The sequence below is a fragment of the Ruegeria sp. BA2 genome (assembly GCF_056539605.1).
This window is the reverse complement of sequence record NZ_JBQFVE010000003.1, coordinates 250,783-275,428: the sequence shown is the minus strand read 5'-3', so window position 1 is coordinate 275,428 and position 24,646 is coordinate 250,783. Positions and strand designations below refer to the sequence as shown.

The window sequence follows — 24,646 nt, the reverse complement described above, 5'->3', positions numbered from 1 at the left end:
GTTTGTCCAGCCCCTAGTCTGACGCGTCTTGCGGGTGCTGGACCTTGGCCGGGGCTTTGGCGATAAGGCGATATGACCCGGTTGCCCATAGATGACGCCATTCCAGACCTTCTGAGCGCCCTGCGAACGCATGGGCGCGCGGTGCTGCAGGCACCTCCGGGGGCTGGTAAAACCACGCGCGTACCGCTTGAGATGTTGCAGGCGGGCCTGTGCGCAGGTCGGATCGTGATGCTGGAGCCCCGGCGGTTGGCTGCGCGCGCCGCCGCCGAGCGCATGGCCGAGACCTTGGGCGAACCTGTGGGCCAGACCGTCGGGTACCGCGTGCGTGGCGATGCGAAGGTGTCAAAAGCAACTCGGATCGAAGTTGTGACCGAAGGCATTCTGACCCGCATGCTGCAATCCGAGCCCGACCTGCCAGGTGTGGGCGCGGTGATTTTCGATGAGTTCCACGAAAGGTCTCTGAACGCGGATCTGGGGCTTGCCTTGTGCCTTGAGGTGACCGGGGCATTGCGGGACGACCTGATCCTGCTCGCTATGTCTGCCACTTTGGATGCCGAACCGGTGGGCAGGCTGATGGAGGCGCCCCTAGTGACGTCCGAGGGGCGCAGCTATCCGGTCGAAACCCGCTGGTTGGATCGCCCGCTGGGTGCGCAGGCGCGGCGGCTGGATGCTTTGATCGAACTTGTGGTGAGGGCTGAGCGTGAGACGCAGGGCGGTATGCTGGTCTTCTTGCCCGGCGAAGGTGAAATTCGCCGTGTCGAAGCCGCATTGAGCAACCGGCTGCCCGATACTTGCGCCGTTCGGCCCCTGTTCGGAGCCTTGCCCTTTGCTGTTCAGCGCACGGCGATTGCTCCGGTGAAGCAGGGGCGCAAGGTGGTGCTGGCCACGTCGATTGCCGAGACCTCGCTGACCATCCCCGACATCCGCGTGGTGGTGGATATGGGGCAAGCGCGACGGGCGCGGTTCGACCCGGGATCCGGCATGTCACGGCTGGTGACTGAGCGGGTGACGCGGGCCGAGACCACCCAGCGTGCAGGCCGCGCAGGCCGTGTAGCTGAAGGGGTGTGTTATCGGCTGTGGTCAAAGGGCGAAGAAGGTGCGCTGTCGGCTTACCCGCCTGCCGAGATTGAGGCGGCCGATCTGACAGGGTTGGCGTTGGAACTGGCGCTGTGGGGCGCTGAACCCGGAGATCTGGCCTTTCTGACACCTCCGCCCGAAGGCACGCTGGCTGAAGCACGGGCGTTGCTGGCGATGCTGGGTGCATTAGACTCAAAAGGCCGGATCACCGATCACGGTCGGGCGCTGGCAGCGCTGCCGCTGCACCCGCGTTTGGGGCATATGCTGGTGCGCGCTGGGACTGATGCCGCGCCTCTGGCGGCGCTGATCGCAGAACGTGATCCGCTGCGGGGGGCTCCGGTCGATCTATTGCTACGGCTTGAAGCGCTGCGCGACGTGCGCGCGTTTCAGCGCAACCGGGTCTGGCAGGTCAATATGGGTGCTCTGGATCGGATCAAGGGCGAAACCAAACGGCTGCGCGCGCAGGCCAAAGGCACAGATGGCCTGAGTCCGGCGGCGATGGCCGCGCTGGCCTACCCGGACCGGATCGGGCAGCGGCGCAAGGGCGATACGCCACGCTATGTGCTGTCGGGCGGCAAGGGGGTTGTGCTGGACAACGGCGATACTCTGGCCGGTGCGCCATATCTGGTGGTGACGGATACGGATGGAAATCCGCGTGAGGCGCGCGTTCGTATGGCCGCGCAGATTTCCGAGAGTGAAATCCGCGCGCTGTTCAGTGATCAGATCGCTTGGGTCGACAGCTGCGACTGGTCAAAACGCGAGCGCCGTGTTTTGGCCCGCAGGCAGGAGCGGTTTGGCGCGATTACGCTGGATGATCGCATTTGGAAGGATGTGCCCGAGGACGCTGTGGCGCTGGCCATGTTGGATGGAGTGCGTGATCTGGGCATTCGGCTGAATGGCGCGGCGGCACGATTGGCTGCGCGGGTCGAGCTGGTGCGCGCGGAAGGAGCTGACTTGCCGGATTTCTCGGATCAGGGGTTGCTGGCTTCGGTGAAAGACTGGCTGCTGCCCATGCTCTCGGGCGTACGCAACGCCGAGGATTGGAAGCGGTTCGATCTGTTGCCAGCGTTACGCGCCAGGCTGGATTGGGACCAGATGCAAGAGCTGGATCGACGCGCGCCGGGCTCATTCGTGACCCCTCTGGGACGGAAACTGCCGATTGACTATGGGGGGGCGGTGCCCGAAATCTCGGTGCGTTTGCAAGAGGTGTTCGGTGTCACTCAACACCCGGTGGTTGGCGGTGAGCCTTTGAAGATCACCTTGCTGTCACCGGCGCAACGACCGATCCAGATCACCCGCGACCTGCCCGGGTTCTGGGCGGGGTCTTATGCCGATGTGCGCAAGGATATGCGCGCGCAATATCCCAAACACCCTTGGCCCGAAGACCCGACACAGGCCGACCCGACGCTGCGCGCGAAACGCCGGAAGACCTGAAATTTGGTCGTCATGCCAGGCGCCATCTACAGGAAAACGGCAAAAAACACACATATCTCGCTATAATTCGGCCATAACTGCCCATTAGCGTGGGAAAGTATTGTTTAATCTGCAATACATAATTAAGTAATGTTTTCTGACCAATGTAGCATTGTCCAAAAATACGTTTGAGCAGGCCGAGAATGACAAAGTGGATACACAACATCTGGGAAGAGGTCGCACGACCTTTGATCCAGCGCCCCAGCCGGGTGCAGGTTGCCGCATTGTGCACGCGCGACACAAGCCCGGGCGGTGATGTTCTGCTGATCACCAGCCGAGATACCAAACGCTGGATCATCCCCAAGGGCTGGCCCATCGATGGGCTCAACGGGCCTGAAACGGCGCTGCAGGAAGCATGGGAAGAGGCTGGCGTTCGGGCGACAGAGGTTGGCCAGACGCCGGTCGGCTATTACTCGTACGACAAGAAATTGAGTGATGGTACGGCGCAACCCGTTACCACGAGCGTTTATCACATTGAGGTGTCTGATCTGGCCGACGACTATCCCGAGGCCGACCAGCGCACACGCTGCTGGGTTTCGCGGAAAGTGGCCGCTGAGCGGGTGCAAGAGCCAGAATTGCGTGATCTGCTTCTACAAATGTAACAGTTATACGAAGTTTTGATGACATCCCGGTTGCTGCACGCGCCGGAAAGGGTTAGCGCCGAGCGTTAACTCAAATAGCTTCTGTGGACTGATGTCGGATCAACCTACCAAAGCCCGCTGGCACGCGCTCGATCGTGATCTTCAGCGTATCTCTCGTGTTGAACATGCCAATGCCCATGTAGCGCGCCCGCTGCTGGCACCCGGTATTGCGCTGGCCTTTATTGCTCTGGCCGGACTGGCCGCAGCGCTTCTGTTCGGACGCGCCGATGGCGGCCTGATCGTTGTCGCTGCTGCTGCGTTCGGGGCCTATATGGCGATCAACATTGGCGCCAATGACGTGGCTAACAATATGGGCCCGGCCGTGGGGGCCAACGCGCTGACAATGGGTGGCGCGATCCTGATCGCTGCCATTGCCGAAAGCGCGGGTGCTTTGCTGGCAGGCGGCGATGTGGTTTCGACCATCTCAAAAGGCATCATTGATCCGATGTCGGTTCAGAACAGCAATGTGTTCATCTGGGCGATGATGGCGGCGCTGATCTCGTCGGCGCTGTGGGTCAATCTGGCCACCTGGGTCGGCGCACCGGTCTCGACCACGCATTCGGTCGTGGGCGGTGTTATGGGCGCGGGCATTGCTGCGGCAGGCCTGAGCGCGGTGAGCTGGGGCACAATGAGTGCGATTGCTGCCAGTTGGGTGATCTCTCCGGTCTTGGGCGGAGTGATTGCAGCCGCATTTCTGGCGCTGATCAAGCACAAGATTCAGTATCAGGACGACAAGATCGCCGCCGCGCGCCGCTGGGTGCCCATATTGGTTGCGGTGATGGCCGGGGCCTTCGCCACTTATTTGTCAGTGAAGGGTCTGAAGCGGATCGTGAAAATCGATCTGCAATTTGCGATCCTGATCGGGCTGGCCTTCGGCGGGCTGGTTTGGGCTGTGACCGTGCCTTGGGTCAAGCGCAAGTCCGAGGGTCTGGAGAACCGGACCCGGTCATTGAAAGTATTGTTCGGCCTGCCGTTGGTGATTTCAGCCACGTTTCTGAGTTTTGCCCATGGGGCTAATGACGTGGCCAATGCGGTGGGTCCGCTGGCAGCGATTGTGCACGCGGCTGAATTTGGGGACTTTGCCTCGAAAGTGTCGATCCCGACATGGGTGATGGTGATCGGGGCTTTTGGCATTTCGTTCGGTCTATTCCTGTTCGGCCCCAAGCTAATCCGGATGGTGGGCAGCCAGATCACCAAGCTGAACCCGATGCGCGCCTTTTGCGTGGCGCTATCGGCGGCGATCACGGTGATCGTGGCCAGTTGGCTGGGTTTGCCGGTCAGTTCGACTCATATCGCGGTCGGGGCGGTTTTTGGCGTTGGCTTCTATCGGGAGTGGCATGCCGAGCGGCGGTGGAAATATTCGAACCGTCAACGACCGGCAGAGCTGCGTTTAGCGCGCGAGGAGCATCGGCGGCGCAAGCTGGTGCGGCGTTCGCATTTCATGACCATCGTCGCAGCCTGGGTGATTACAGTACCCGCAGCCGCGGTGATGTCGGCGGTGATCTTCTGGGTTCTGACGGCGTTTGGATGATCGGATTTAAGCGAGGCTCTGCCTCGCGCTCCGGGATATTTTTGGCCAGATGAAGAGGCGGATCAGGGATTGATCTGATTCACTGCGAGCGGTGTCGACGGGGCTTGTTGGATCAGTTCGGCGATCCGGCTGTTGATCGGGGTTGGGATTGCGTGTTGATGGCCGAGCCTGATGATTTCGCCTTGCAGGCTGTCGATTTCGGTTGGTCGACCTGCCATCAGATCATATGCCATCGAGGTGCGCGCAGTGGGGTCGATGGTCAACATCTTTGCCGCGATCCGTGAAAAGATTGGCGTTGGTAGGCGCAGGATATGCGGGGTCATCCAAGCGGGCAGCGGTGTGGTCGAGGCGGCGTTGATTTGGGCGGCTTGCAGCACGCGTATCGCCTCTGCCATTTGGTCGGCCATCAGGCGACGCCAGTTTCTGTCGAGCAGTTGGTTTTGCAGGGTCAGTCCAGACAGCGCGTTAAGCGCGTTGTTGAGGTTGATCACCAGCTTGCCCCATTGCACCGCTTCGATCCGGTCGCTTTCGGTTATGGGCAGATCGGGGCTGGTGAGCTGGCTGACCAGCGCCCTGGGGCCGTGCTCGATCACAATCTCTCCGGATGTGGCGCGGTGATAGGCGGCCCCATCGGTGGGCACCACATTGAACGGCACCATTCCGGCGCGCACGTCGCGCCCGCGGAGGAATGCGCGCAATATTCGGGCGTTCTCCAGACCGTTTTGCCAGGACAGGATCGGGGCCGTTTCCGGGGCATGCGCGGCGATCAGTGCAGCCATCTCGGCAGTTGCGCCGGTTTTGACCGTCACGATGACCAGTTCGGCATCCACAAGACAGTCCGATTCTTCGCTGAGCGTCAGTTGCGCGCCGGGGATATAGCGATGCAGGTTCGAGAAATCTGTCACCGTCAGCCCCCGAGCCCGGATCGCGTCCAGCACGCGGGCGCGGCCCAGCAGCGTCACGTTATGGCCCGTGGCGGCCAGCAATGCGCCGCAAAAGCAGCCTATACTGCCCGCACCTGCGATGACGATCTTCATGGTGCACCTCCGTTGTGCGCCAATGATTGCCGGGATCGCTCAGTGCGGCCAGTGTAACGTGAGGTCAGACGCGGGCGCGGCGTGGCTGCGTGCGTTCCAGTGCATCCGGGATCGGGATGAATTCCTGATCGTCACCAGGGGGCAGATGGAAGGCCCCGTTGGCCCAGTCAGCGGTGTTCCATTCGCGGGTGGCGGTTTCGATCTTTTCCTTCGAGGACGAGACGAAGTTCCACCAGATATAGCGATCTTCGTTCAGCGTCGCACCGCCCAGCAGCATCAGCCGGGCCCCCTGGGGGCCCGCCTTGACCGAAAGCTTGTCGCCGGGTCGAAAGACCATCATGCGCCCTTCATCGAAGGTATCACCCGCGACCTCGACCGAGCCTTGGGTGACATAGACACCGCGATCCTCATGATTGTCGGGCAGCGGGAACGAGGCGCCGGGGGCGAGTTGGACATCCAGATAGAAAGTCTCGGACAGCATAGTGACCGGGCTGGTTTCGCCATAGGCCGAGCCCAAGATCAACCGGGCGCTGACGCCACTGTCTTCGATATGAGGCAGCGCGCCTTGCTTGTGGTGTTCGAAATCGGGGGCCATATCCTCATGCGATTCCGGCAGGGCCAGCCAGGTCTGGATACCGAACAGTTTGTTCTGGCGGGCGCGGGTTTCGTCGCTGGTGCGTTCGGAATGGGTGACGCCGCGGCCTGCGACCATCCAGTTGACCTCGCCTGGATAGATCATCTGATGGGTGCCGATACTGTCACGATGTTCAAACTCACCCTGATACAGGTAGGTCACGGTGCCCAGTCCGATGTGAGGATGCGGGCGGACATCGATGCCGCCTTCGGTGATGAATTCTGCCGGGCCCATCTGGTCGAAGAAGATGAACGGGCCGACCAATTGCCTCTCGACCGAAGGCAGCGCGCGACGCACCTCGAACCCGCCCAGATCGCGGGCGCGCGGGATGATCAACGTTTCGAGCGCACCGTTTTCGGAGGCGCATTCGGGGTTATGGGTGGGGTTCCAACTCATTCCTGATCTCCCTTGTTCAGTTCCATGAGACGCGCTCATGTTCGCTTATGCAAATGTATAGCTAAATCATCACGTGAAAAGTGCATCTTCGCACAATATCCGTGCGATGGTTCGAGCAGCCTGCGACTACTTACGGTGGATATTCACAGAGGCGTGAAGTGGATCACTTGCTACTGCCCCTCATGCCTCTCGGAATCGGGGGTAATCGTGCTAGTCTTAGGGATCGGGTGCGGCTGGTTCAGGAAGGCCAGTCAATGATGGGGTTCAACCGACAGGAGTGGATGCAATGACCCGACTGGAAATCAATCGCCGCAGATTTGTTGCGGCCGGGCTTGGCACGGTTGCCGCGGGCATGACCGGCGTTGTTGCACCGGCCCGCGCGGCGGATCTTGCGCCGACACGCTCGATGCGGGGCGGGTCCAATAATTACCGACCGGGTGCGCCCATTGTCGACCGGATCGGCGGCGGTGGGTTTTGGATGACCGGGACCGTGCGCCGCGCGGGCGACGGAGCCCCCCTGCCCGGCCAGCGCATCCAGATCTGGGCGCATACGACCGAAGGGCATGAGCGCGACCAGCGCAGCCATGGCGCGACGCTGACGGATGCCAACGGAGAATTCCGGCTTGAAATGCCCCAGATCGTGCCTGCCTTTGGTCAGGCGCATGGGCATCTGGCTTATGACAGCGGTGAATTTGAAACGGTATTTCTGCGCCCCGTGATGTCGAGTTCGCGGGACAAAACCCTTGCCGCGCATTTTGTGCTGCAGCCTGTCTGATAGGTGCTGAAACGCGTGGCGATCTGGGCGGCGTTATTTGTTGCCGTTTTGGGTCCGGTTATTGCGGCAGCGTTCAGCCCATACTTGGCGTGGCGCGATCCGATTTACATCGTGGCCGGATTTGCCGGGATCATCAGCATGGGCCTGCTGCTGGTGCAGCCACTTTTGGCGGGGCGCGATTTGCCTGGGATATCCCCTATCGCAAGCCGACATATTCACCGATTGATTGGGCTGGTTCTGGTTGCGGCGATTGCAATCCATGTCGGCGGGCTGTGGATCACCAGCCCGCCTGATGTTGTGGACGCGTTGCTGTTCGTATCGCCGACACCGTTTTCCGCTTGGGGTGTCGTGGCCATGTGGGCGGCGTTTGCGGCGGCCCTGTTGGGGGTTTTTCGCCACCTTCTGAACCTTCGGTTCCGGGTCTGGAGGCTGGGTCACGCGGGGTTGGCCTGCGTGACCATCCTGGGCAGCGTGGTGCATGCGATGCTGATCGAAGGCACAATGGAGATCATGACAAAAACCGCCCTGTGCGCGCTGGTCTTGATGGCGAGCGTCCGAACGCTCGCCCGATTGAGGATCTGGGACATCAGGCGGCGTTAGACGCCAAGGCACCAGCGCATGATCGCCTTTTGCGCATGCAAGCGGTTTTCGGCCTCGTCGAAAATAACCGAGTTTGGGCCATCCATAACTTCAGAGGTCACCTCTTCCTCGCGGTGGGCGGGCAGGCAGTGCATGAACAGCGCGTCGGGCTTGGCATGTGACATCAGCTCGGTGTTCACCTGATAGGGGCGCAACATGTTGTGGCGGCGTTCCTTGGCGGATTGGCTGTCGTGCATCGACACCCAAGTGTCGGCCACCACCAGATCGGCGCCTTGGACTGCCTTATGCGGGTCGCGTTCGATCACCACCTTCGAGCCCTGCTGGCGGGCCAGCCCCATAAACTCGTCTTCCGGATCCAGCTGGGCTGGGCCGGTGAAGGTAAAATCGAACCCGAATTGACCGGCCGCATGCAGGAACGAGGCGCAGACATTATTGCCATCGCCAGTCCACACGACTTTTTTGCCTTTGATCGGGCCGCGATGTTCCTCGAAGGTCAGCACGTCAGCCATGATCTGGCAGGGATGGGTGCGGTCCGTCAGGCCGTTGATCACCGGTACGTCTGAATATTCCGCCATCTCGGTCAGGATTGTCTCGTCAAAGGTGCGGATCATGATCATGTCGACATAGCGCGAGAGCACACGTGCGGTATCGGCGATGGTTTCACCATGGCCCAGTTGCATGTCCTTGCCCGAGAGCACCATGGTCTGCCCGCCCATCTGGCGCACGCCGACGTCAAAAGATACGCGTGTCCGGGTTGAAGGTTTTTCGAAGATCAGCGCCACCATGCGACCCTTAAGCGGCTGCTCATCATCTGGCGCGGCTTTGGGGCGGCCAAGGCGGGCCTGTTTCATGACGCTGGCCTGATCGATCATACCTCGCAGAGCGGGTACATCGGTTTTGTGGATATCGAGGAAATGGTTCATTTCATATCGCTTTTGGCTGTCGAAGGCCGGGGGCGCTGCCCCCGGACCCCCGGAGTATTTGGGAAAAGATGAAGATCAAGCTGTGGTCAGGCTGGCTTCGATTTGCACTGCGGCCTTGTCGAGGCGGATCATGGCTTGGGCGATGTCGTCCTCGGTTAAGGTCAGGGGTGGCAGCAGGCGGATCACGTTGTCGGCGGCCGGAACCGTTATGACCTCGTTATCATAGCCCGCGTTCACCACGTCGATATTGGTCGGTTTGCACTTCAGGCCGAGCATCAGGCCGGAACCGCGCACCTCTTCGAACACTTCAGGGTGGTCGGCGATCAGGCCTTCGAGCTTTTGACGCAGCAGGCCTGCCTTGCGGTTGACGCCTTCGAGGAAGGCGGGCGTGGCGACCTGATCGATCACCGCACAGCCTACGGCGCAACCCAGCGGGTTGCCGCCATAGGTGGACCCATGCGTACCTGCCGTCATGCCGCTGGCGGCCTCTTCGGTGGCAAGGACCGCACCGAGGGGGAAGCCGCCGCCGATGCCCTTGGCAACCATCATAATATCGGGCGTGATACCGGCCCATTCATGGGCGAAGAGCTTGCCGGTGCGGCCCACGCCGCATTGCACTTCGTCGAGGATCAAAAGCAGCCCATTGTCGTCGCAGATCTGGCGCAGGGCCTTGAGTTCTGCGTCGGATACGGGGCGGATGCCGCCTTCGCCCTGGACAGGTTCGATCAGGATCGCCGCGGTTTTGTCAGAGATGGCGTTGGTGACGCCGTCGAGATCGCCGAACATGACATGCACAAAGCCGGGCAGCAGGGGGCCAAAGCCTTTGGTCATTTTCTCGGACCCAGCCGCAGCGATGCCAGCCGAAGACCGGCCGTGGAAGGAGCCGTCAAACGTGATGATCTCGACCTTTTCGGGCTGGCCTTTGTCATAGAAATACTTGCGGGCCATTTTCACGGCCAACTCACAGGATTCCGTGCCCGAGTTGGTGAAGAACACCGTATCGGCGAAGGTGTGTTCGACCAGTTTGTCAGCCAGCGCCTGCTGCTGCGGGATGTTGTAGAGGTTCGAGACATGCCACAGAGCATGCGCCTGTTCGGTCAGAGCAGCGACCAGCGCAGGATGTGCATGGCCCAGCGCGTTTACAGCGATGCCAGCGCCGAGGTCCAGAAAACGTCGGCCATCCGCCTCGGTCAGCCAGGCGCCTTCGCCCTTTACGAATGTCAGGGGCGCACGGTTATAGGTCGGCAGAACGGACGGGATCATCGGATCATCCTTTTCGAATAGCTTGAGCCCTGTGAGTGATACACTGGGGCCATGGTCGTCAACTGATTTGGTGGAGATTGCGCGGATTTGGGCAGCGCAAATAGATCAAACGGGCCGGTTACGCGGAAAAGCGTCGGCGTCGGAGGCGCAGGATATGTGCGGTTTTGATCATGCGTGCTCTATAGGGGCTATGAGCCGATCTGCAAAGCCTCAAAATTGAGCATTGTGATATTTGTGCCGAGATCAGGCAGACTGCCACCGATCCAGACGCCCCATACCGCGCGTGAAGGCCCATGCCAGGATGCGCGGCATACCCTTGGCGACCAGCGCATCCACGCAATGGGCCTGAAATTCTTCAAACGACGCATCAGGATGCCGGAATGCCCCGTTTTCGTAGCAAATCGAGCAATAAGTTATGCTGAGCGTTCCATCTGCTTCGGTCCCGCCACCCTGCGGATCTTTTGACAGCGGCATTCCGCAGCTCTGGCATTTCGGTCCCATGGGTATCGTCCTTGCGTGTGTTTGGCAAAAACCATAGAATATAAACCATGGATCATAGTCAACGGTTTTTTGAGCATGCGCATCGGTGAACTTTCGAAACGCAGCGGTATCAGCCGCGACACGCTGCGGTTTTATGAGAAACAGGGGTTAATACAGTCTTCCGAAGGGCCTGACCCGACGAATTCCTATCGCGACTACCCCGAAGATGCGCTGATCACGCTTGAGCAGATCGCTGACGCGCAGGCCGCCGGGATGAGCATCGCGGACCTTGCAATCCTGCTGGGCCAGCTTTCTGCAGCAGACCCCGAGTCGTTTGATGCGGAAGAGTTTCTGCAAGATCGGATTGATGAGGTCGAGCAGCGGATCACGCGCGCCAACCGGTTTCTGCAAAGCCTGCGCGACGCCAAGGTAGCGCTGGCCGGGTCGCATTTTCCACGCTGAGGGCAAGAATGCGCTTGCCATTTAGCGCCCACTAACGCACCGCTGTCGGCATGACACCTGCACGCCAAAACCCTGCCCTTGCGGCCCTGTTGATCCTCGCGGCAAGCGCGCTTTTGGCGGCCACGACGTTGCTGGCCAAGGCATTGGGCACGGATGTTCTGGGCCCTGCGCTGCATCCGATGCAAATCAGCCATGGGCGGTTTCTGTTCGCCTTTCTGGTGATCATCACGGCTGTGGGCGTTCTGCGTCCGCGTTTGGGGCGTGTTCATTGGGGGCTGCATATCGGGCGGACGAGTTTTGGCTGGCTGGGTATCACGCTGATGTTTGCCTCAGTCGCTTATATCCCCATTGCAGATGCAACGGCGATTTCATTTCTGAACCCAGTCTTTGCCATGGTGCTGGCGATCCCGCTGCTGAAAGAAGGCGTTGGCCCCTGGCGTTGGCTGGCTGCTGCGGTTGCGCTGGTCGGAGCCTTGATCCTGCTGCGTCCAACACCCGCCAGCTTTCAACCCGCCGCCTTGCTGGCCCTGACCGCAGCCGCCGTGATCGGGATGGAGCTGATTTTCATCAAGAAACTCTCAGGCCGCGAAATTCCAATACAGATTTTGCTGATAAACAATTCCATGGGGCTGACCATCGCAACTGTCGCCGTGAGTTTTGTGTTTCAAATGCCAACGCCGCAACAATGGGCCGCGCTGGCAGGGATCGGGGTACTGATGGCCTGTGCGCAGGCCTGTTTCGTCAACGGCATGGCGCGGGCGGATGCCTCATTCGTGGCACCGATCAGCTATGCGACGCTGATCTTTGCGGCCTTTTATGACTTTGCGATCTTTGACGTGATCCCGGACAGCATCAGCCTGATCGGATCAGCCATCATCCTGACCGGCGGGCTGATCCTTGTCTGGCGCGAAACCCGGCAGCGTCAGGCCTTGAGCCGGTAGCCGGTCCTCAGCATTTGCCAGGTCGCGGCCCCAACCAGCAGTGTTGCGGCACCACAAACGACCATTCCAAGCCACGGAGAGCTGTCAGAAACGCCGATTATGCCATACCGCAATCCGTCGATCAGATAGAAGACCGGGTTCACATGGCTGAGCCGGTTCAATACCGGAGGCAGTGCCTGGACCGAGTAGAAAGTGCCCGACAGAAAGGCCAAAGGGGTGACGATGAAATTGGTGATCGCCGCCATCTGATCAAACTTGTTGGCAAAAATCCCCGCCAACAGGCCGAGCGCGCCCATGAACGCGCTCCCGAGAATCACAAAGACCAGCGCGATCAGCGGATGCTGCGGCAGGATGCCCAGAACCAGCGCCAGCGCAGTGGCCACTACAAACGCTATCAGGACGCCGCGCGCGATACCTCCGGCCAGATATCCCAGCAAAATCTCAAGCGGCGACAGGGGCGGCATCAGTGTATCCACGATATTGCCCTGAATTTTGGCAATCACCATCGACGAGGACGTATTGGCAAAGGCGTTCTGGATTACCGTCATCATCATGATGCCAGGGGCCAGGAAGGTCAGAAAGGGCACGCCCATCACATCCGACCGGCTGGGTCCAATGGCGATGTTGAAGATCAGCAGAAATAATCCCGCCGTCACCAGCGGGGCCAGCAGGGTCTGCGTCCAGACCGCCAGAAAGCGCAGCGTTTCGCGTTGCGCCAGCGTAAAGAGGCCCATCCAATTCACCGCCCCAAAGCGGCGCGCGTCGTGATCCATGAGATTCTGCATGCCCTGCCCTATAACTGATTCGAAGAGCGCTTGTAACTCGGGCCGCAGTGATTAAAATAGGGGGCTGAGACGATTTCCCAAGGCGGCCCGAATCTGGGGCCGCTTTCCGCTTTTGAAAGGCAAATGATGTCCTGGACTGACGAGCGTGTAGAGCTGCTGAAAAAGATGTGGGGCGAGGGCCAGTCGGCCAGCCAGATCGCCAAGGAACTGGGCGGTGTGACCCGCAACGCGGTGATCGGCAAGGTGCACCGTCTGGGCCTGTCGAACCGCGCCACCAGCGCCAGCCCGGCCAAGGCCGAACCCAAGGAGAAACCGGCGCCCGCGCCCAAGGCCGAGGCCAAGCCCAAACCCGCCCCCAAGACCGAACCGGCCCGCCCGGCGCCTGCGCCAGAGGCCAAACCGGCCACCCCGGCCCGCCGTCAGATTATTCCCGCCGGTCAACCGCTGCCGCCGCAGCCGTCGGCCAATGAGATTAGCCCCGAGGCGCTGGCCAAGGTCAACGAGGTTGAGAAGAAAGCCAAGAAGCTGACGCTGATGGAACTGACCGAGAAGACCTGCAAATGGCCCGTCGGCGACCCCGCGACCGAGGATTTCTGGTTCTGCGGCCTGCCCGTTGAGGCGGGTAAGCCATACTGCGAGGCACATGTGGGCGTGGCGTTCCAGCCCATGAGCTCGCGCCGGGATCGTCGGCGGTAATTGGGAACATCAGAACCTAAATTATTATTGTGGAACGGGAAAAGAGCGCAGGCGTTTCGCCACGCCTCTTACCCGAAGCTCTGCGATGTCAAGCATAACGCAAGGCGTTATGAGCTCTGACAAAGAAAACACCCTCGCTGAAAGCTGCGAGGGTGCTTTAGACTGGAGCGTCGGCCTGGCGAGACAAAGCTGCCGTTAGCCGCTCTGCGGCAAGCTTCACCTGAACGAACGATCGTATTGCGGACATAGTGGTTAAAAATCTGAAAACAGTATTCATCAGGTCTTGGGCTACCGGGTTGCTCCACTCTGCTGCATGGTTACAGAATATCGGTTTCGCGTAAGTCAGCCGACTTAAAACCGAAGAACATAAATGCTTCGAACACGTATGAGATCTGCCTTTGTCCTCTGATTAGTGTGCATTATGCGGGTTAGATCGCCAGATATTCCTCACGAAGATTGGCATCTTCAAGCACCTCTTTCGCCGTACCATCAAATACAATGGTCCCGGTATCTAGTATGATCGCACGGTCCGCTAACTCCAAGGCGCGTACGGCATTCTGCTCAACAATTATCGTTGTCATACCCTGTTGCTTAACGTGAGTAAGGGTCTTTTCGATTTCATCGACAATGACAGGAGCCAACCCCTCATACGGTTCATCCAAAAGTAAGACCTTGATGTCCCTCGCCAAGGCTCTGGCGATTGACAGCATTTGTTGTTCGCCTCCTGACAGTGTAATTCCTTCTTGTTTTCTGCGCTCTCCCAAACGCGGAAACAACTCGTAAAGCCGTTCCAGTGACCATCCGATTGGCGGCGCAATCTGAGCAAGCTGCAGGTTTTCTTCGACGGTCAGGCCAGGAATTATTCGCCTGTCTTCTGGTACCAGACCAAGACCAGCTGCCGCCGCTTCGTAACTCGTCATTTTGTGTAGCGGCTTGTGGTCCAACCAGATTTCGCCATGCCTTACTTCAGGCTCGCCAACTCTTGCAATCGAACGAAGTGTTGAGGTTTTACCTGCGCCGTTGCGCCCAAGAAGAGCAAGAATTTCACCTTCGTGCACGTTGAAACTGACGCCTTGCACGATATAGCTTTCGCCGTAGTATGAGTGCATATCCCAAACGGAGAGAAACGCAGGCGCAGTGCTGGCCATATTGGCATTTTTCGAAAAGTCAGGTTTCTCGTTCATAGGTTTTCCTTACGCAGCCTCGCCTAGATAGGCCTCGCGAACCTTGGGGTTTCCGCGGATGTTTTCCGGAGTATCTTCAACCAGGGGTGTTCCCTGAGCCAGAACAGTGATGCGTTCGGCAAGGCTAAATACTACATGCATGTCATGCTCGATGATTGCGATAGTGATGTCGCGCTCATCCTTGATTTGTTTCAGCAGGTCGATTGTGTTGTTGGTATCCGCCCTCGCCATACCCGCAGTGGGTTCGTCCAACAGCAGTAGCCGCGGATTTTGACTCAGGCACATGCCAATCTCAAGCCGGCGCTTATCGCCGCGTGAAAGCGAGGCTGCATGCATTTCCCTCTTGTCGGCCATGTTCATCTCTTCCAGCATCGCTTCTGCTTGTTCGACAATCGCCTTTTCGTTGGCGATGGTCTCATAGGCATGCATGCGGAACACCCCATCCCTCATAGCAAAAATAGGGATCAACATGTTCTCCATCACTGTGAGTTCACCAAAAATCTCTGGTGTCTGGAATACCCGACTAATGCCCATCTGGTTGATTTGGAAAGGCTCAAGTCCCAACACCGAGGCGTTGTCGAACAATACGGTTCCAGTGTCCGGCATAAGCTTGCCCACCAGACAATTTAGCAAAGTCGACTTGCCGGCACCATTGGGCCCGATGATCGCGTGAACCGAGTTTTCCTCGACATTGAGGTTTACATCCGTCAGTGCCTTGAGGCCGCCGAAACGCTTGCTAACGTCTTTGACTCTAAGAATTGCCATGGCTCGCCCCCTATTCCGCCGGTTCCGTTTTGCCTGACGTTGCATCGTCGGCTTTTGATTTCTTGCGCTTGATCCGGTTGAGCAAACGCTGACCACCTTCGACAAGACCACCCGGCAGGTAGATAACGACAAGCATGAAAAGGATGCCAAGCGTGAGATGCCAACCTTTTCCAATGAACGGATGGATCACGAACACGACCGCGTTCTCCAAACCGTCAGGCAGGAAAGCGAACCAACTGTGCAAAACAGTGTCGTTGATCTTCGAGAAGATATTCTCGAAATATTTGATAAAGCCTGCACCCAGTACTGGGCCTATCAAAGTGCCCGTGCCGCCGAGGATCGTCATTAGAACGACCTCTCCTGACGCGGTCCACTGCATACGCTCCGCGCCTGCTAACGGATCCATTGCGGCCATAAGACCACCGGCCAGACCGGCATACATACCAGAGATAACAAACGCCGCCAGTGTGTACGGCTTTGAGTTCAGGCCGGTGTAGCTCATCCGCTGCTGGTTCGATTTGACAGCCCGTAGCATCATGCCAAAAGGCGAGCGGAAGATGCGGATGGACAGATAGAATACCACCATCATGACTATCGCGCACAGATAGTATCCCGCGTTAAAATCAAAGCTCCACGCTCCGACGTCCATTGTATAGGTTGCGCGCATCGGCAGCCCGAACAGATGTGGCAGGTCCGGTGAGTTGGCACCCTGCAGAATTTGCGGATCGTCTGCGTAAACCTGCAGACCGGTTTCCCCGTTGGTTAGATTGAACTTGGGGTTCGACAACACGGAGTAGGCCAATGCAAAACTCATCTGCGCAAAGGCCAGAGTCAGGATCGAAAAGTAGATGCCGGACCGGCGCAGACTGACATATCCAATCAGCAGCGAGAATACCCCGGCGACCACAACGCTGAGCGCAATAGCCGGAATGATGTTGTAACTCAGCAATTTGAACATCCACACGGCTGAGTACGATCCGACCCCCAAAAAAGCCGCGTGACCGAATGACAGGTATCCGGTTAGGCCGAACAGAATGTTGAACCCGATGGCAAAGATGCCAAAGATAACAAAGCGCTGCATCAGGTCCGGATAACCCGCGTTGAACTGCGCCATGGCGCTGCCTTCTGGGAACGGGTTCAGGATGAACGGGGCCAGAAGGGTGAGAAGGCCGACGATGATTAGAAGGCTGGTGTCTTTTTTGTTCAGTCCAAACATCGATTATTCCTCCATCACGCCTTTGCGTCCCATCAACCCGCGCGGGCGTGTCAGAAGCACAATGATGGCAACAAGGTAGATGATGATTTGATTGATCCCGGGAATTGTCGTGGTGGCCCAGGTCGTTGAGGCAAAACTCTCCAGGATGCCCAGCAGAAAGCCAGCCAGCACGGCTCCGGGCAGCGAGCCCATGCCGCCAACAACAACAACAACGAAGCTAAGGACCAGAAAGTCCATCCCCATGTGATAATTTGGCGGGTTTAGCGGCCCGTACATTACCCCGGCCAAACCGGCCACTGCGGCAGCGATACCGAACATGATCGTAAAGCGCCGGTCGATATTAATACCCAGCAAGCCTACTGTTTCACGATCCGCCATTCCGGCACGTACGACCATGCCAAACGTGGTGAATTGCAGGAATGAGAAAACAGCGCCGATAATGGCGACGGCAAATCCAAAGTAAACCAAACGCCAGATTGGATAGATTATAGCATTGGGGTCAAATCCAATCATTGTGCCAAGGTCGATAGAACCGCTCAGCGCGTCAGGCGCTGGAGTTTGGATCGGGTTGGCGCCGAAAAAATACTTCACGATTTCCTGCAACACGATCGCCAGACCAAAGGTCACGAGGATCTGGTCGGCGTGAGGGCGCTTGTAGAAGTGCTTAATCAAACCGCGTTCCATCACATAGCCCACCGCTAACATGATCGGGATCGCAAACAGGATAGCCAAAGGAACCGACCAATCGATGATCGTCGCACCAGTTTCTGGACCGAACCAAGCCTCGATATAAGGAGTTTCAACCTTCAGTGGGTTACCCAGAAAGTCGGTTTGGCTTTCGTCGATGGTCACAAAGCTCAGGTTCATGAGCTTTTGCAGAGTAACGGCACAGAACGCACCGATCATGAACAGTGCGCCGTGTGCGAAGTTCACAACACCCAGCGTTCCAAAAATGAGCGTCAGCCCCAGCGCAATCAACGCATAGGCCGACCCTTTGTCCAGACCGTTCAAAATTTGCAATAGGATGGCGTCCATAGGCCCCACCTCAGGGTTGGTCAGTGTGAATTAAGTGGTGTAACAGGATCAACCCTGTTGCAGATGTCTGGCCGCCTGTTCGGCAGCCAGACTGAGACACGAGGACTTACGCGCCCGGGTTACATTCACCCAGTGAACCACCCGAGAACATCGGATGCTCAGGATCGTATTCGACCTGTGCACGTGGCGTGATCTCGACGATTTCCAGAGTGTCATAGGCGTTGGTCGGGTTTTCGTTGCCACGAACAACCAACACGTCTTTGAAACACTGGTGGTCGGCGCCGCGATACCAGGTCGGGCCGTTGCCCAAACCGTCGAACTCGAAGTCTTCCAGAGCTTCAACAACGCCGCATGGGTTGAATGTACCAGCCCGCTCACAGGCATCCGCATAAAGCAGAACTTGTGCATAGCAGGTCTGTGCAGAGTTGGACGGCGGTTTGCCGTATTTCTCACCAAAGGACTTCACAAAGGCTTTTGTGCCCTCGTCTTGCAGCTGCCAGTTCCAGTTCATGGAACCCAGCACGCCTTTGATGTTCTCGCCCGCACCAGCGGCCATCAGTTCCGAATACAGCGGAACGACGATCTTGAAATCCTTGCCGTTGGCAACTTTGTCGAGCAAACCGAACTGAATTGCGTTGGTGAGCGAGTTCACCATGTTGCCGCCGTAGTGGTTCAGAACCAGAACATCAGCACCCGAGTTCAAAACCGGGGTGATGTAGGATGAGAAGTCCGTCGAAGCAAGCGGTGTTTTTACAGTGTTAACAGTTTCCCATCCCAAGGCTTCAGTCGAAGCAACTATCGACTCCTCCTGGGTCCAACCCCAGTTGTAGTCAGCCGTCAGGTGATATGCACGGCGCTCTTTGCCCATCTCGGCGGCCAGCACCGGCGCGAGCGCTGCTCCCGACATGTAGGCGTTGAAGAAATGGCGGAAACCATTGGCCTTCTTGTCTTTGCCAGTCGTGTCATTGGCGTGGGTTAGACCCGCCATGAATATCACGCCTGCTTCTTGACACAGACCCTGCACAGCAACGGCCACGCCCGATGACGAACCGCCGTTGATCATAATGGCACCGTCTTTTTCGATCATCGACTTCGCCGATGCGCGTGCAGCGTCTGATTTGGTCTGCGTGTCGCCTGTGACGAACTCGACCTTCTTGCCGAGTATACCGTTGCCTTTCAGCGCCTTCGAGCTGAAGGTATTCAGGCAACCCCCATCTCCCTCACCATTGAGATGTTCGACGGCCAACTGTTGCGCCAGTAGCTCGTCATTACCCTCTTCAGCATACGGCCCAGTCTGGGGAACGTTGAATCCCAAGGTTACGGACCCACCGGTGGGTTCGTTGGTATACGCAGCAGCCGACGAAGCCGTGAAGATCGTAGGTAGGGCCAGACCGGTACTTGCGACAGCACCAGACTTCAACACGCCGCGGCGTGTGACAGATTTATTGTTCATTAATTCCTCCCATTTCCCATTCTTCCGTCGTTTGGCTCCTCTTCCAGCAGACGAAAGCGCACTTATGTGCAAATCAATAATGGAAAGCCGAAGGAAAACTTCACAACAAATTATTGGTTTTGAAACATAGTTTAGTAAACGTTTTCACGAAATGTGATAAAAATTGTAAATATTCCTCAACTAGACTGAAATATATGTTGTACTTAATACTGTTATTTGAAAATTTTTGCTCGCCGTGCTTACATCCTGCATTGTCTCACACACTTTAGTGAGCAGGTGTCGAGTCCAAATCGCAAGAGCAGGGCTACAATTTCCGTTTCAATTTGATACTAAACCTTCACAATCACTGGGTGACCGCGGGACACGGAGCCAGCTTTGTCTGGTTTTCCGCTCTCGGCTTTCCTGACACCGTAGTCGCGATCTACACCGAGGGCTGGTGAAGAATGGATCGACTTTCGCTGTGCGCCGCATGACTTGGTGAGAGGCTGACAAAACTGGCGCTTCCTCGATGTCTGGGTAGAGCACGAATTTGGGCTCGAAGAAGATATTCGCTGTACAAGTCATGAATGTCCGCTGTGCGGTCTAATGCTGCCGTTAGCTGCACTGCGGCTCTCGAAGGCTTTCTGAATTTCTGCTTCGCTGACAAAACAGCGGCCGTGCGGGATTACTCTACTCCGCCGCCATCTGCTTCCGCACGTCTCCAACCTGACGTGTGATTTGTCCGATGTGTCTTCCATCAGTGCCGCAACAACCGCCCCAGACGTTAATGTGGGTGAACCGCCGAGCGAGGTCGGCCATTTGCCCCCCTAGTTCCTCAGGATCGCCGTCTTCCAAATGACCAAGTTTGCAGAGGTCACGCGTCTCCATCGCAACGGCATTTGGCATGAAACCACCAAGACGGCGCGTCCAATTCCCTTGGGTCAATCCAGGTGCGAACTCGGTCGGATGAGTGCAGTTGATCATGTAGTATGCAGGAGTATTTTCGGTGGCAACGTCGACAGCACGGATTGCTTCTTCGAGCGTCTCTCCGCCCTTAAGTTTTCCTCCTCGGGCAACGAAGAAAGAGATGACCACATTTATGTCTACGGATTTGGCAGCTCTCGATATACCAATCGCTTCTTCAATACTTGAGAAAGTCGCCGCAGTGACGACATCTGCACCGGCTTTCTTAAATGTTTGAATTTGCTCTGAGTGGTAATCTTCCGACTCTGCCGCGTCCGGTGTTCGACCGACGTTATAGGCATCCCCGCGTGGGCCAATTACGCCTCCAACAATCATCGGCGTTTCTGGGCTGTCGTATTCTTTGGCGAAGTCTTTGTAGAACTCTATCCCGCGGATGTTTATTTCTTCGAGCCCCTCGCGCGAGAATCCGATGAGTTCGCCCCAATCTCGGCTCGCCCGGTAATGTAACCCTTCGTTGATTACTCCGAAACCGTTTTCAACGGCGCCTTCGACCAACTTGCGGTGGTAATCCTTCAAACAGGATAAACCACACTGATCGTTGATCAATTCAAAGGCGCAAAAATGGCGAAGTGTGAACCCGTCGACATACTGCAGCCACGTCTCGAAACCTCCACCGCATGTCATCAACTGACCATTAAGTTGTGGGAGCCGCATGTTCCTGTCCTTCCGCTTAAGCTTTCAAGATCCAATTGGCTGCAATAGACGGCGCGCTGTCTAGTTCACCCATGGTGCAGTAGCCATTTGCCCCAGAAAGAGGCAATACTTTAGCTGTCAACTTTGCATCTTGGAAAGGCGCGTATGTGGAAACAGAATTCAGAGTCAAAATCCAAGCGCGAGCAAATCCTGGATGCCGCTGAAAAGGCGATTTTGCACAAGGGCGTATCGGGTACCACCATCGACGAACTGATCGCCGAAGTCGACATATCCAAGAACGGTTTTTTTTATCACTTCAGGGACAAGGATCAGATGGTAGAGGCAATCCTCGAGCGCAACTTGGAGGTCGACAAAGAATGGTTCGACAGGATGCTTAGAAAGGCGGCCAGAGTAAGCAATGACCCCCTGGCCAGATTCCAGGTATTTCTGAACATGATGGCCGCAGAGATGGAGAACCTTGAAGGGGGCCACCCTGGTTGCCTGACAACGGCTTGTTGTTACCAAGAACGTCTGCTGGGCAATAATGTGAGGCAAGTCGCAGCAACTGTATTGCTACAATGGAGATCGACTTTACTTGGACAACTTGAAGAAATTGCACAAGTGCACCCACCCAAAAATGAAGTAAGTCTGCAGGAGATGGCCGACATGCTCCCAGCGTTGATTGATGGTGCCATAATCTTTGCCAGAGTGGTGAATGACAATTTGATCTTGCCGCGCCAAATTCGCCTCTATCGGGATTTGATCCAAAACACATTTGGAGCAAGCAAGTAACCCGCGTTCAAAAAAAGACTGGAATGGGCTCTTTACAGACCTTGGGCATGAACAGCATTTGCAACTCTATCCCAAGACCAGTATTTGAGGACGGCCCGAAGCGGAAGTCTAGCCGTAGTTTGCGATGCTTTGATGTTGCACTTCGAAGTGCGTTGCTGAACTCACAGTTTGCAAGGCTCCAGCACAATGTGAGTATCCTTCCCGAAAGAAATACGGTGCAACAGAGCAGCACAGGGATGCCATCCATTTTGGCGAAATGGGATTCCCTCGGTCCGACCAATGTATTGCGAGACTACTGATATTCTGAATGATCACCTGGGAAGTCCGCAGTGACAGATTGTTCAAATGCTTATTGCTATCATGCTTACGTCGCTTAAAAAACATGGCGGCGCAGCGGAGATTAGAATCGTGGGGATAAACATTGACCCAAAACACCACCGATGCAGATGGAGATGGCGAAAAAGAAACGCGCCCTGAGACCAACAGGACGGTCGTAAATGAAACAGACGATCCGGTCCAGAACAATGCCCTCAATAAAGGTGCCAAACAGCTTGGCGACAACCCCAAACCAAGCAGGTTTAGAGCGATGGGCATGGTTCAAGCGCTTGCCTCGGTAGTAACCGTCTTGGCATTATTTTTTTGCTGGATGGCAACTGTACGATGATAGGTCGCTGAGACTCATGGAGGCAAGGCTGACCGCGGTTAGTAGTCTTACTCCGGATGACGGTATTGCCAGTGAAGCTCTCGGGACCGTACCAAGAAAAAGACACCATATCGATCCCTGTGGAAGTAGAGGTGCTTAACCAATCCGGGATATCGATGAACTTAGAAATCAGCGGATATGTTTGCCCACTCTACCCTATTGGAAGGCGTTTGGAAGACGAAGAGTTTCGCGTAAGTGTGATCCGAAAGATTTAACCTGCAAGGATGATAAAAGAGGTTTCGATCAATGGTAGAGCCCTAAGGCACTCGCAAGAAATTTTGCAACTGAGGCGAGGCGTGCACGACATCGTAATCTCAGTTCGGATACCATATCTCGATAAAGGGTATGAGCCTTTGGATGTGAAGGTGGTGCTTAGCGGTGGGTTTACGGATATTAAGGTCAGCAACCGGTTTGCCGATAGGATTAGGGACATCCTTAGCGACTACGATCCGAACTATGAATTGCCAGATACCTCCCGCTCCGAGGGAATTCACATAGGCTGGCAGCGGTTTGAAGCAACAGGGGTTTCTGGTCAAGATTTGGTAACCCTGGCTCAGTGTGAAGCCCTGTTGCGGGAGTTATATTGGAATAGGCTTTTTGAAGATTTGCTGGAAACGACCTTCGACTAGACATAAGAGCCGTAGTTCTGGCCGGCCCAGAGTCGCCGTTGGCCCACCGATCAAGTTTCTGCGGTCGCAGCCCGCATAGCTGCTGCTCGTTGCGAGTGGAAAATCAGAGGCTGGCGGAACTCACGCAACGCGCAACTAAGAGGGCGTTAAATCCTACCCATAATAGCCCAATCAACTGCCTCGGATATGTCATCTGCCACAAAGGAAGGTGCTGGGTCGTATCTCTTTTCCTCGCCAAGCCGATACTTACCGGTGCGTACCAGAATGGCTTTGCCAACACCCGCTCTTAGCGCTCCAGCGACGTCGTTTTCGGCGTCATCGCCTATCATGATAACTTCCGCGAGAGGCAGTCCCATGCTGTCTGAAGCTGCTTGGAAAAACGTTTCTGATGGCTTTCCAAGGACAAGAGCTTCAACTTGAGCCGCGTATTCAAGGCCATGGACGAAGGCTCCAGCATCGAGGCTAAGCGCTCCGTCGGCATCACGAAACACGCGGTTCGCTGCAAGCGCCAAAAACGGGGCACCTTGGTCAAGATTGCGAAACGCCGCATTTAGGCTTTCGAAGTCGAAGAACGGCCCCGCATCACCTACGACCACAGCGACAGGTTTTCCTGAAACGACTCTGTCGAAGTCTTCGGTCAGATCTGGGTGCACCAAAAGATGGGGAGAGTATCCATTTTCTTTCAACCACTCACACGCAGCCTGAGAAGGCGTCATGACTTCGTTCGTTTCGACCGCAAAGCCGAAGTGACTGAGCATCTCGACGATGAGACGCTTGGGTCTGCGGGTGGTGTTTGTAAGAAAGCGGATCGGGATCTCATTCGCTCTACATCGAAGCACAGCTTCCTTGGCGCCCGAAATCACTTGTGAACCGTTGTAAAGTACGCCCGATATATCAAGGAGAAGACCAATAGCCATGATAACTTAATGCTAGAACAGGTTTTCTGATTTGATCAAGCAGAAGACCCAATCGGGCGCGAACTCGGATAAAATTGTCTCCGCATTGATGGTATCCACGGCCCTGAGCTGCCGCTCACGCCGCAGCCATATGTTGCGATGCAGCTTCACCAAAGCGGACTTCCAGGTCTAAATCCAGGTCCAATCGGTTTAGGGTAATGATTACGAGAATTATCGCCACTCTCAACCAAGCCAAGCTGCCTAGTACAAGGGCGTAACTCTTTGGCGTTCGTCCACCGCCGCAGAAAGTTTCTATCCGTCAGCACGTGCTAGCTTAAACAAGATATTGAATGGCTTTGGTTGCCAGGTCCCAATTGAAATCGTCAGGCGAAAATACATGAATAATATTGTGGAATAGGATCATCTTTTAATCAAAAGACGAACCCGCCCGATGCTCGGCTTCAAGTCTTTTGTTTCGTCGTCAGTGACTCTGGCCAGCATTGAGGTCGCGCACATGATTCGTTTACATCAGTTCAAACCAGGACTCTGGCCCTTTCGATAATTCAGAGAGCTGCTCGCATAACAAAGCAGCTCAGATGTGTTTCTCTGAACTTCGGTAAACTTCGCAACAGAACCCGCCCGGGCTCCAACCGAATTAGCAGT

The 24,646-nt window shown here is 56.6% G+C and carries 24 protein-coding genes and 1 pseudogene; 12 read left to right on the top strand and 13 right to left on the bottom strand.

What is annotated here, in order from left to right; all coding sequences use genetic code 11:
* The first annotated feature begins 72 nt into the window (after positions 1 to 72).
* The 3 genes from hrpB to ACR0NN_RS08810 all read left to right on the top strand — a co-directional run bounded on the left by hrpB (position 73) and on the right by ACR0NN_RS08810 (position 4,722).
* Entirely contained in the window at positions 73 to 2,511 is a 2,439-nt protein-coding gene (gene hrpB, locus ACR0NN_RS08820; RefSeq protein WP_170720832.1) for an ATP-dependent helicase HrpB, read from the top strand.
* 182 nt (positions 2,512 to 2,693) lie between these two features.
* A complete protein-coding gene (locus tag ACR0NN_RS08815; protein WP_170720835.1) occupies positions 2,694 to 3,152 on the top strand; it encodes an NUDIX hydrolase in 459 nt (152 codons plus the stop codon).
* Positions 3,153 to 3,243: 91 nt separating this feature from the next.
* Complete coding sequence (locus ACR0NN_RS08810) at positions 3,244 to 4,722, top strand: inorganic phosphate transporter (RefSeq protein WP_170685924.1); 1,479 nt, start codon at positions 3,244 to 3,246, stop codon at positions 4,720 to 4,722.
* 62 nt (positions 4,723 to 4,784) lie between these two features.
* Here ACR0NN_RS08810 and ACR0NN_RS08805 read toward each other — a convergent pair whose 3' ends face one another.
* Together ACR0NN_RS08805 and ACR0NN_RS08800 are read right to left on the bottom strand one after the other, a co-directional pair.
* Positions 4,785 to 5,759 (bottom strand): 2-dehydropantoate 2-reductase, encoded by a 975-nt coding sequence (locus ACR0NN_RS08805; protein WP_170720838.1) that lies wholly within the window; start codon positions 5,757 to 5,759, stop codon positions 4,785 to 4,787.
* Between the two features lie 64 nt (positions 5,760 to 5,823).
* A complete protein-coding gene (locus tag ACR0NN_RS08800) occupies positions 5,824 to 6,789 on the bottom strand; it encodes a pirin family protein (RefSeq protein WP_170720842.1) in 966 nt (321 codons plus the stop codon).
* 286 nt (positions 6,790 to 7,075) lie between these two features.
* Between ACR0NN_RS08800 and ACR0NN_RS08795 the strand changes: the two genes are divergently transcribed.
* Together ACR0NN_RS08795 and ACR0NN_RS08790 are read left to right on the top strand one after the other, a co-directional pair.
* Positions 7,076 to 7,564 (top strand): peptidase associated/transthyretin-like domain-containing protein, encoded by a 489-nt coding sequence (locus ACR0NN_RS08795; RefSeq protein WP_170720845.1) that lies wholly within the window; start codon positions 7,076 to 7,078, stop codon positions 7,562 to 7,564.
* Positions 7,565 to 7,570: 6 nt separating this feature from the next.
* The gene (locus tag ACR0NN_RS08790) at positions 7,571 to 8,164 is read left to right on the top strand and encodes a ferric reductase-like transmembrane domain-containing protein (protein WP_480684553.1); all 594 of its coding nucleotides are present in this window, start codon (positions 7,571 to 7,573) and stop codon (positions 8,162 to 8,164) included.
* On the opposite strand, the gene argF is transcribed toward ACR0NN_RS08790, so the two are convergent.
* The 3 genes from argF to ACR0NN_RS08775 all read right to left on the bottom strand — a co-directional run bounded on the left by argF (position 8,161) and on the right by ACR0NN_RS08775 (position 10,851).
* The gene (argF, locus tag ACR0NN_RS08785; protein ID WP_170720851.1) at positions 8,161 to 9,087 is read right to left on the bottom strand and encodes an ornithine carbamoyltransferase; all 927 of its coding nucleotides are present in this window, start codon (positions 9,085 to 9,087) and stop codon (positions 8,161 to 8,163) included. The genes ACR0NN_RS08790 and argF overlap by 4 nt on opposite strands.
* Positions 9,088 to 9,162: 75 nt before the next feature.
* Entirely contained in the window at positions 9,163 to 10,350 is a 1,188-nt protein-coding gene (locus ACR0NN_RS08780) for an aspartate aminotransferase family protein (RefSeq protein ID WP_170720854.1), read from the bottom strand.
* 243 nt (positions 10,351 to 10,593) lie between these two features.
* Entirely contained in the window at positions 10,594 to 10,851 is a 258-nt protein-coding gene (locus ACR0NN_RS08775) for a zinc ribbon domain-containing protein (protein WP_170720856.1), read from the bottom strand.
* A gap of 75 nt (positions 10,852 to 10,926) precedes the next feature.
* Here ACR0NN_RS08775 and ACR0NN_RS08770 point away from each other — a divergent pair, with 75 nt between their 5' ends.
* Positions 10,927 to 11,292: a MerR family transcriptional regulator gene (locus tag ACR0NN_RS08770; RefSeq protein ID WP_170720861.1), complete on the top strand. Its 366-nt coding sequence runs from the start codon at positions 10,927 to 10,929 to the stop codon at positions 11,290 to 11,292.
* A 50-nt stretch (positions 11,293 to 11,342) separates the two neighbouring features.
* Positions 11,343 to 12,233: a DMT family transporter gene (locus ACR0NN_RS08765; protein WP_170720864.1), complete on the top strand. Its 891-nt coding sequence runs from the start codon at positions 11,343 to 11,345 to the stop codon at positions 12,231 to 12,233.
* Here ACR0NN_RS08765 and ACR0NN_RS08760 read toward each other — a convergent pair.
* Entirely contained in the window at positions 12,215 to 13,018 is an 804-nt protein-coding gene (locus tag ACR0NN_RS08760) for an ABC transporter permease (protein ID WP_480684430.1), read from the bottom strand. The two genes, ACR0NN_RS08765 and ACR0NN_RS08760, sit on opposite strands and share 19 nt — an antisense overlap.
* Positions 13,019 to 13,144: 126 nt before the next feature.
* On the opposite strand from ACR0NN_RS08760, the gene ACR0NN_RS08755 reads away from it, so the two are divergent.
* Positions 13,145 to 13,714 carry a GcrA family cell cycle regulator gene (locus ACR0NN_RS08755; RefSeq protein ID WP_170686119.1) on the top strand — a complete coding sequence of 190 codons (570 nt, stop codon included), beginning with the start codon at positions 13,145 to 13,147 and terminating at the stop codon, positions 13,712 to 13,714.
* 428 nt (positions 13,715 to 14,142) lie between these two features.
* Here ACR0NN_RS08755 and ACR0NN_RS08750 read toward each other — a convergent pair whose 3' ends face one another.
* From ACR0NN_RS08750 to ACR0NN_RS08725, 6 genes are all read right to left on the bottom strand, one after another.
* The gene (locus ACR0NN_RS08750; RefSeq protein WP_170636879.1) at positions 14,143 to 14,898 is read right to left on the bottom strand and encodes a branched-chain amino acid ABC transporter ATP-binding protein; all 756 of its coding nucleotides are present in this window, start codon (positions 14,896 to 14,898) and stop codon (positions 14,143 to 14,145) included.
* A 9-nt stretch (positions 14,899 to 14,907) separates the two neighbouring features.
* Positions 14,908 to 15,663 (bottom strand): ABC transporter ATP-binding protein, encoded by a 756-nt coding sequence (locus tag ACR0NN_RS08745; protein ID WP_170685375.1) that lies wholly within the window; start codon positions 15,661 to 15,663, stop codon positions 14,908 to 14,910.
* 10 nt (positions 15,664 to 15,673) lie between these two features.
* Positions 15,674 to 16,879: a branched-chain amino acid ABC transporter permease gene (locus ACR0NN_RS08740; RefSeq protein WP_170720873.1), complete on the bottom strand. Its 1,206-nt coding sequence runs from the start codon at positions 16,877 to 16,879 to the stop codon at positions 15,674 to 15,676.
* Positions 16,880 to 16,882: 3 nt separating this feature from the next.
* Entirely contained in the window at positions 16,883 to 17,914 is a 1,032-nt protein-coding gene (locus tag ACR0NN_RS08735; protein WP_170720876.1) for a branched-chain amino acid ABC transporter permease, read from the bottom strand.
* 106 nt (positions 17,915 to 18,020) lie between these two features.
* The gene (locus ACR0NN_RS08730; protein WP_170685372.1) at positions 18,021 to 19,367 is read right to left on the bottom strand and encodes a substrate-binding protein; all 1,347 of its coding nucleotides are present in this window, start codon (positions 19,365 to 19,367) and stop codon (positions 18,021 to 18,023) included.
* 669 nt (positions 19,368 to 20,036) lie between these two features.
* Entirely contained in the window at positions 20,037 to 20,984 is a 948-nt protein-coding gene (locus ACR0NN_RS08725; RefSeq protein WP_170720879.1) for a homocysteine S-methyltransferase family protein, read from the bottom strand.
* Positions 20,985 to 21,128: 144 nt separating this feature from the next.
* Between ACR0NN_RS08725 and ACR0NN_RS08720 the strand changes: the two genes are divergently transcribed.
* The 3 genes from ACR0NN_RS08720 (at position 21,129) to ACR0NN_RS08710 (ending at position 23,087) form a co-directional block, all read left to right on the top strand.
* Positions 21,129 to 21,755 (top strand): TetR/AcrR family transcriptional regulator, encoded by a 627-nt coding sequence (locus ACR0NN_RS08720; protein WP_170720882.1) that lies wholly within the window; start codon positions 21,129 to 21,131, stop codon positions 21,753 to 21,755.
* A 421-nt stretch (positions 21,756 to 22,176) separates the two neighbouring features.
* Positions 22,177 to 22,419, top strand: a complete 243-nt coding sequence (locus tag ACR0NN_RS08715) for a hypothetical protein (RefSeq protein WP_170720886.1) — start codon at positions 22,177 to 22,179, stop codon at positions 22,417 to 22,419.
* 335 nt (positions 22,420 to 22,754) lie between these two features.
* A complete protein-coding gene (locus tag ACR0NN_RS08710; RefSeq protein ID WP_170720890.1) occupies positions 22,755 to 23,087 on the top strand; it encodes a hypothetical protein in 333 nt (110 codons plus the stop codon).
* 146 nt (positions 23,088 to 23,233) lie between these two features.
* Here the strand turns inward: ACR0NN_RS08710 and ACR0NN_RS08705 are convergent, their stop codons facing one another.
* On the bottom strand, positions 23,234 to 24,004 hold the full coding sequence (locus ACR0NN_RS08705) for a TIGR01458 family HAD-type hydrolase (protein WP_170720892.1): 771 nt from the start codon (positions 24,002 to 24,004) through the stop codon (positions 23,234 to 23,236).
* Between the two features lie 325 nt (positions 24,005 to 24,329).
* Between ACR0NN_RS08705 and ACR0NN_RS08700 the strand changes: the two are divergent.
* Positions 24,330 to 24,545: pseudogene (locus tag ACR0NN_RS08700) on the top strand (DDE-type integrase/transposase/recombinase); the annotation flags it as partial.
* Between the last annotated feature and the right edge of the window lie 101 nt (positions 24,546 to 24,646).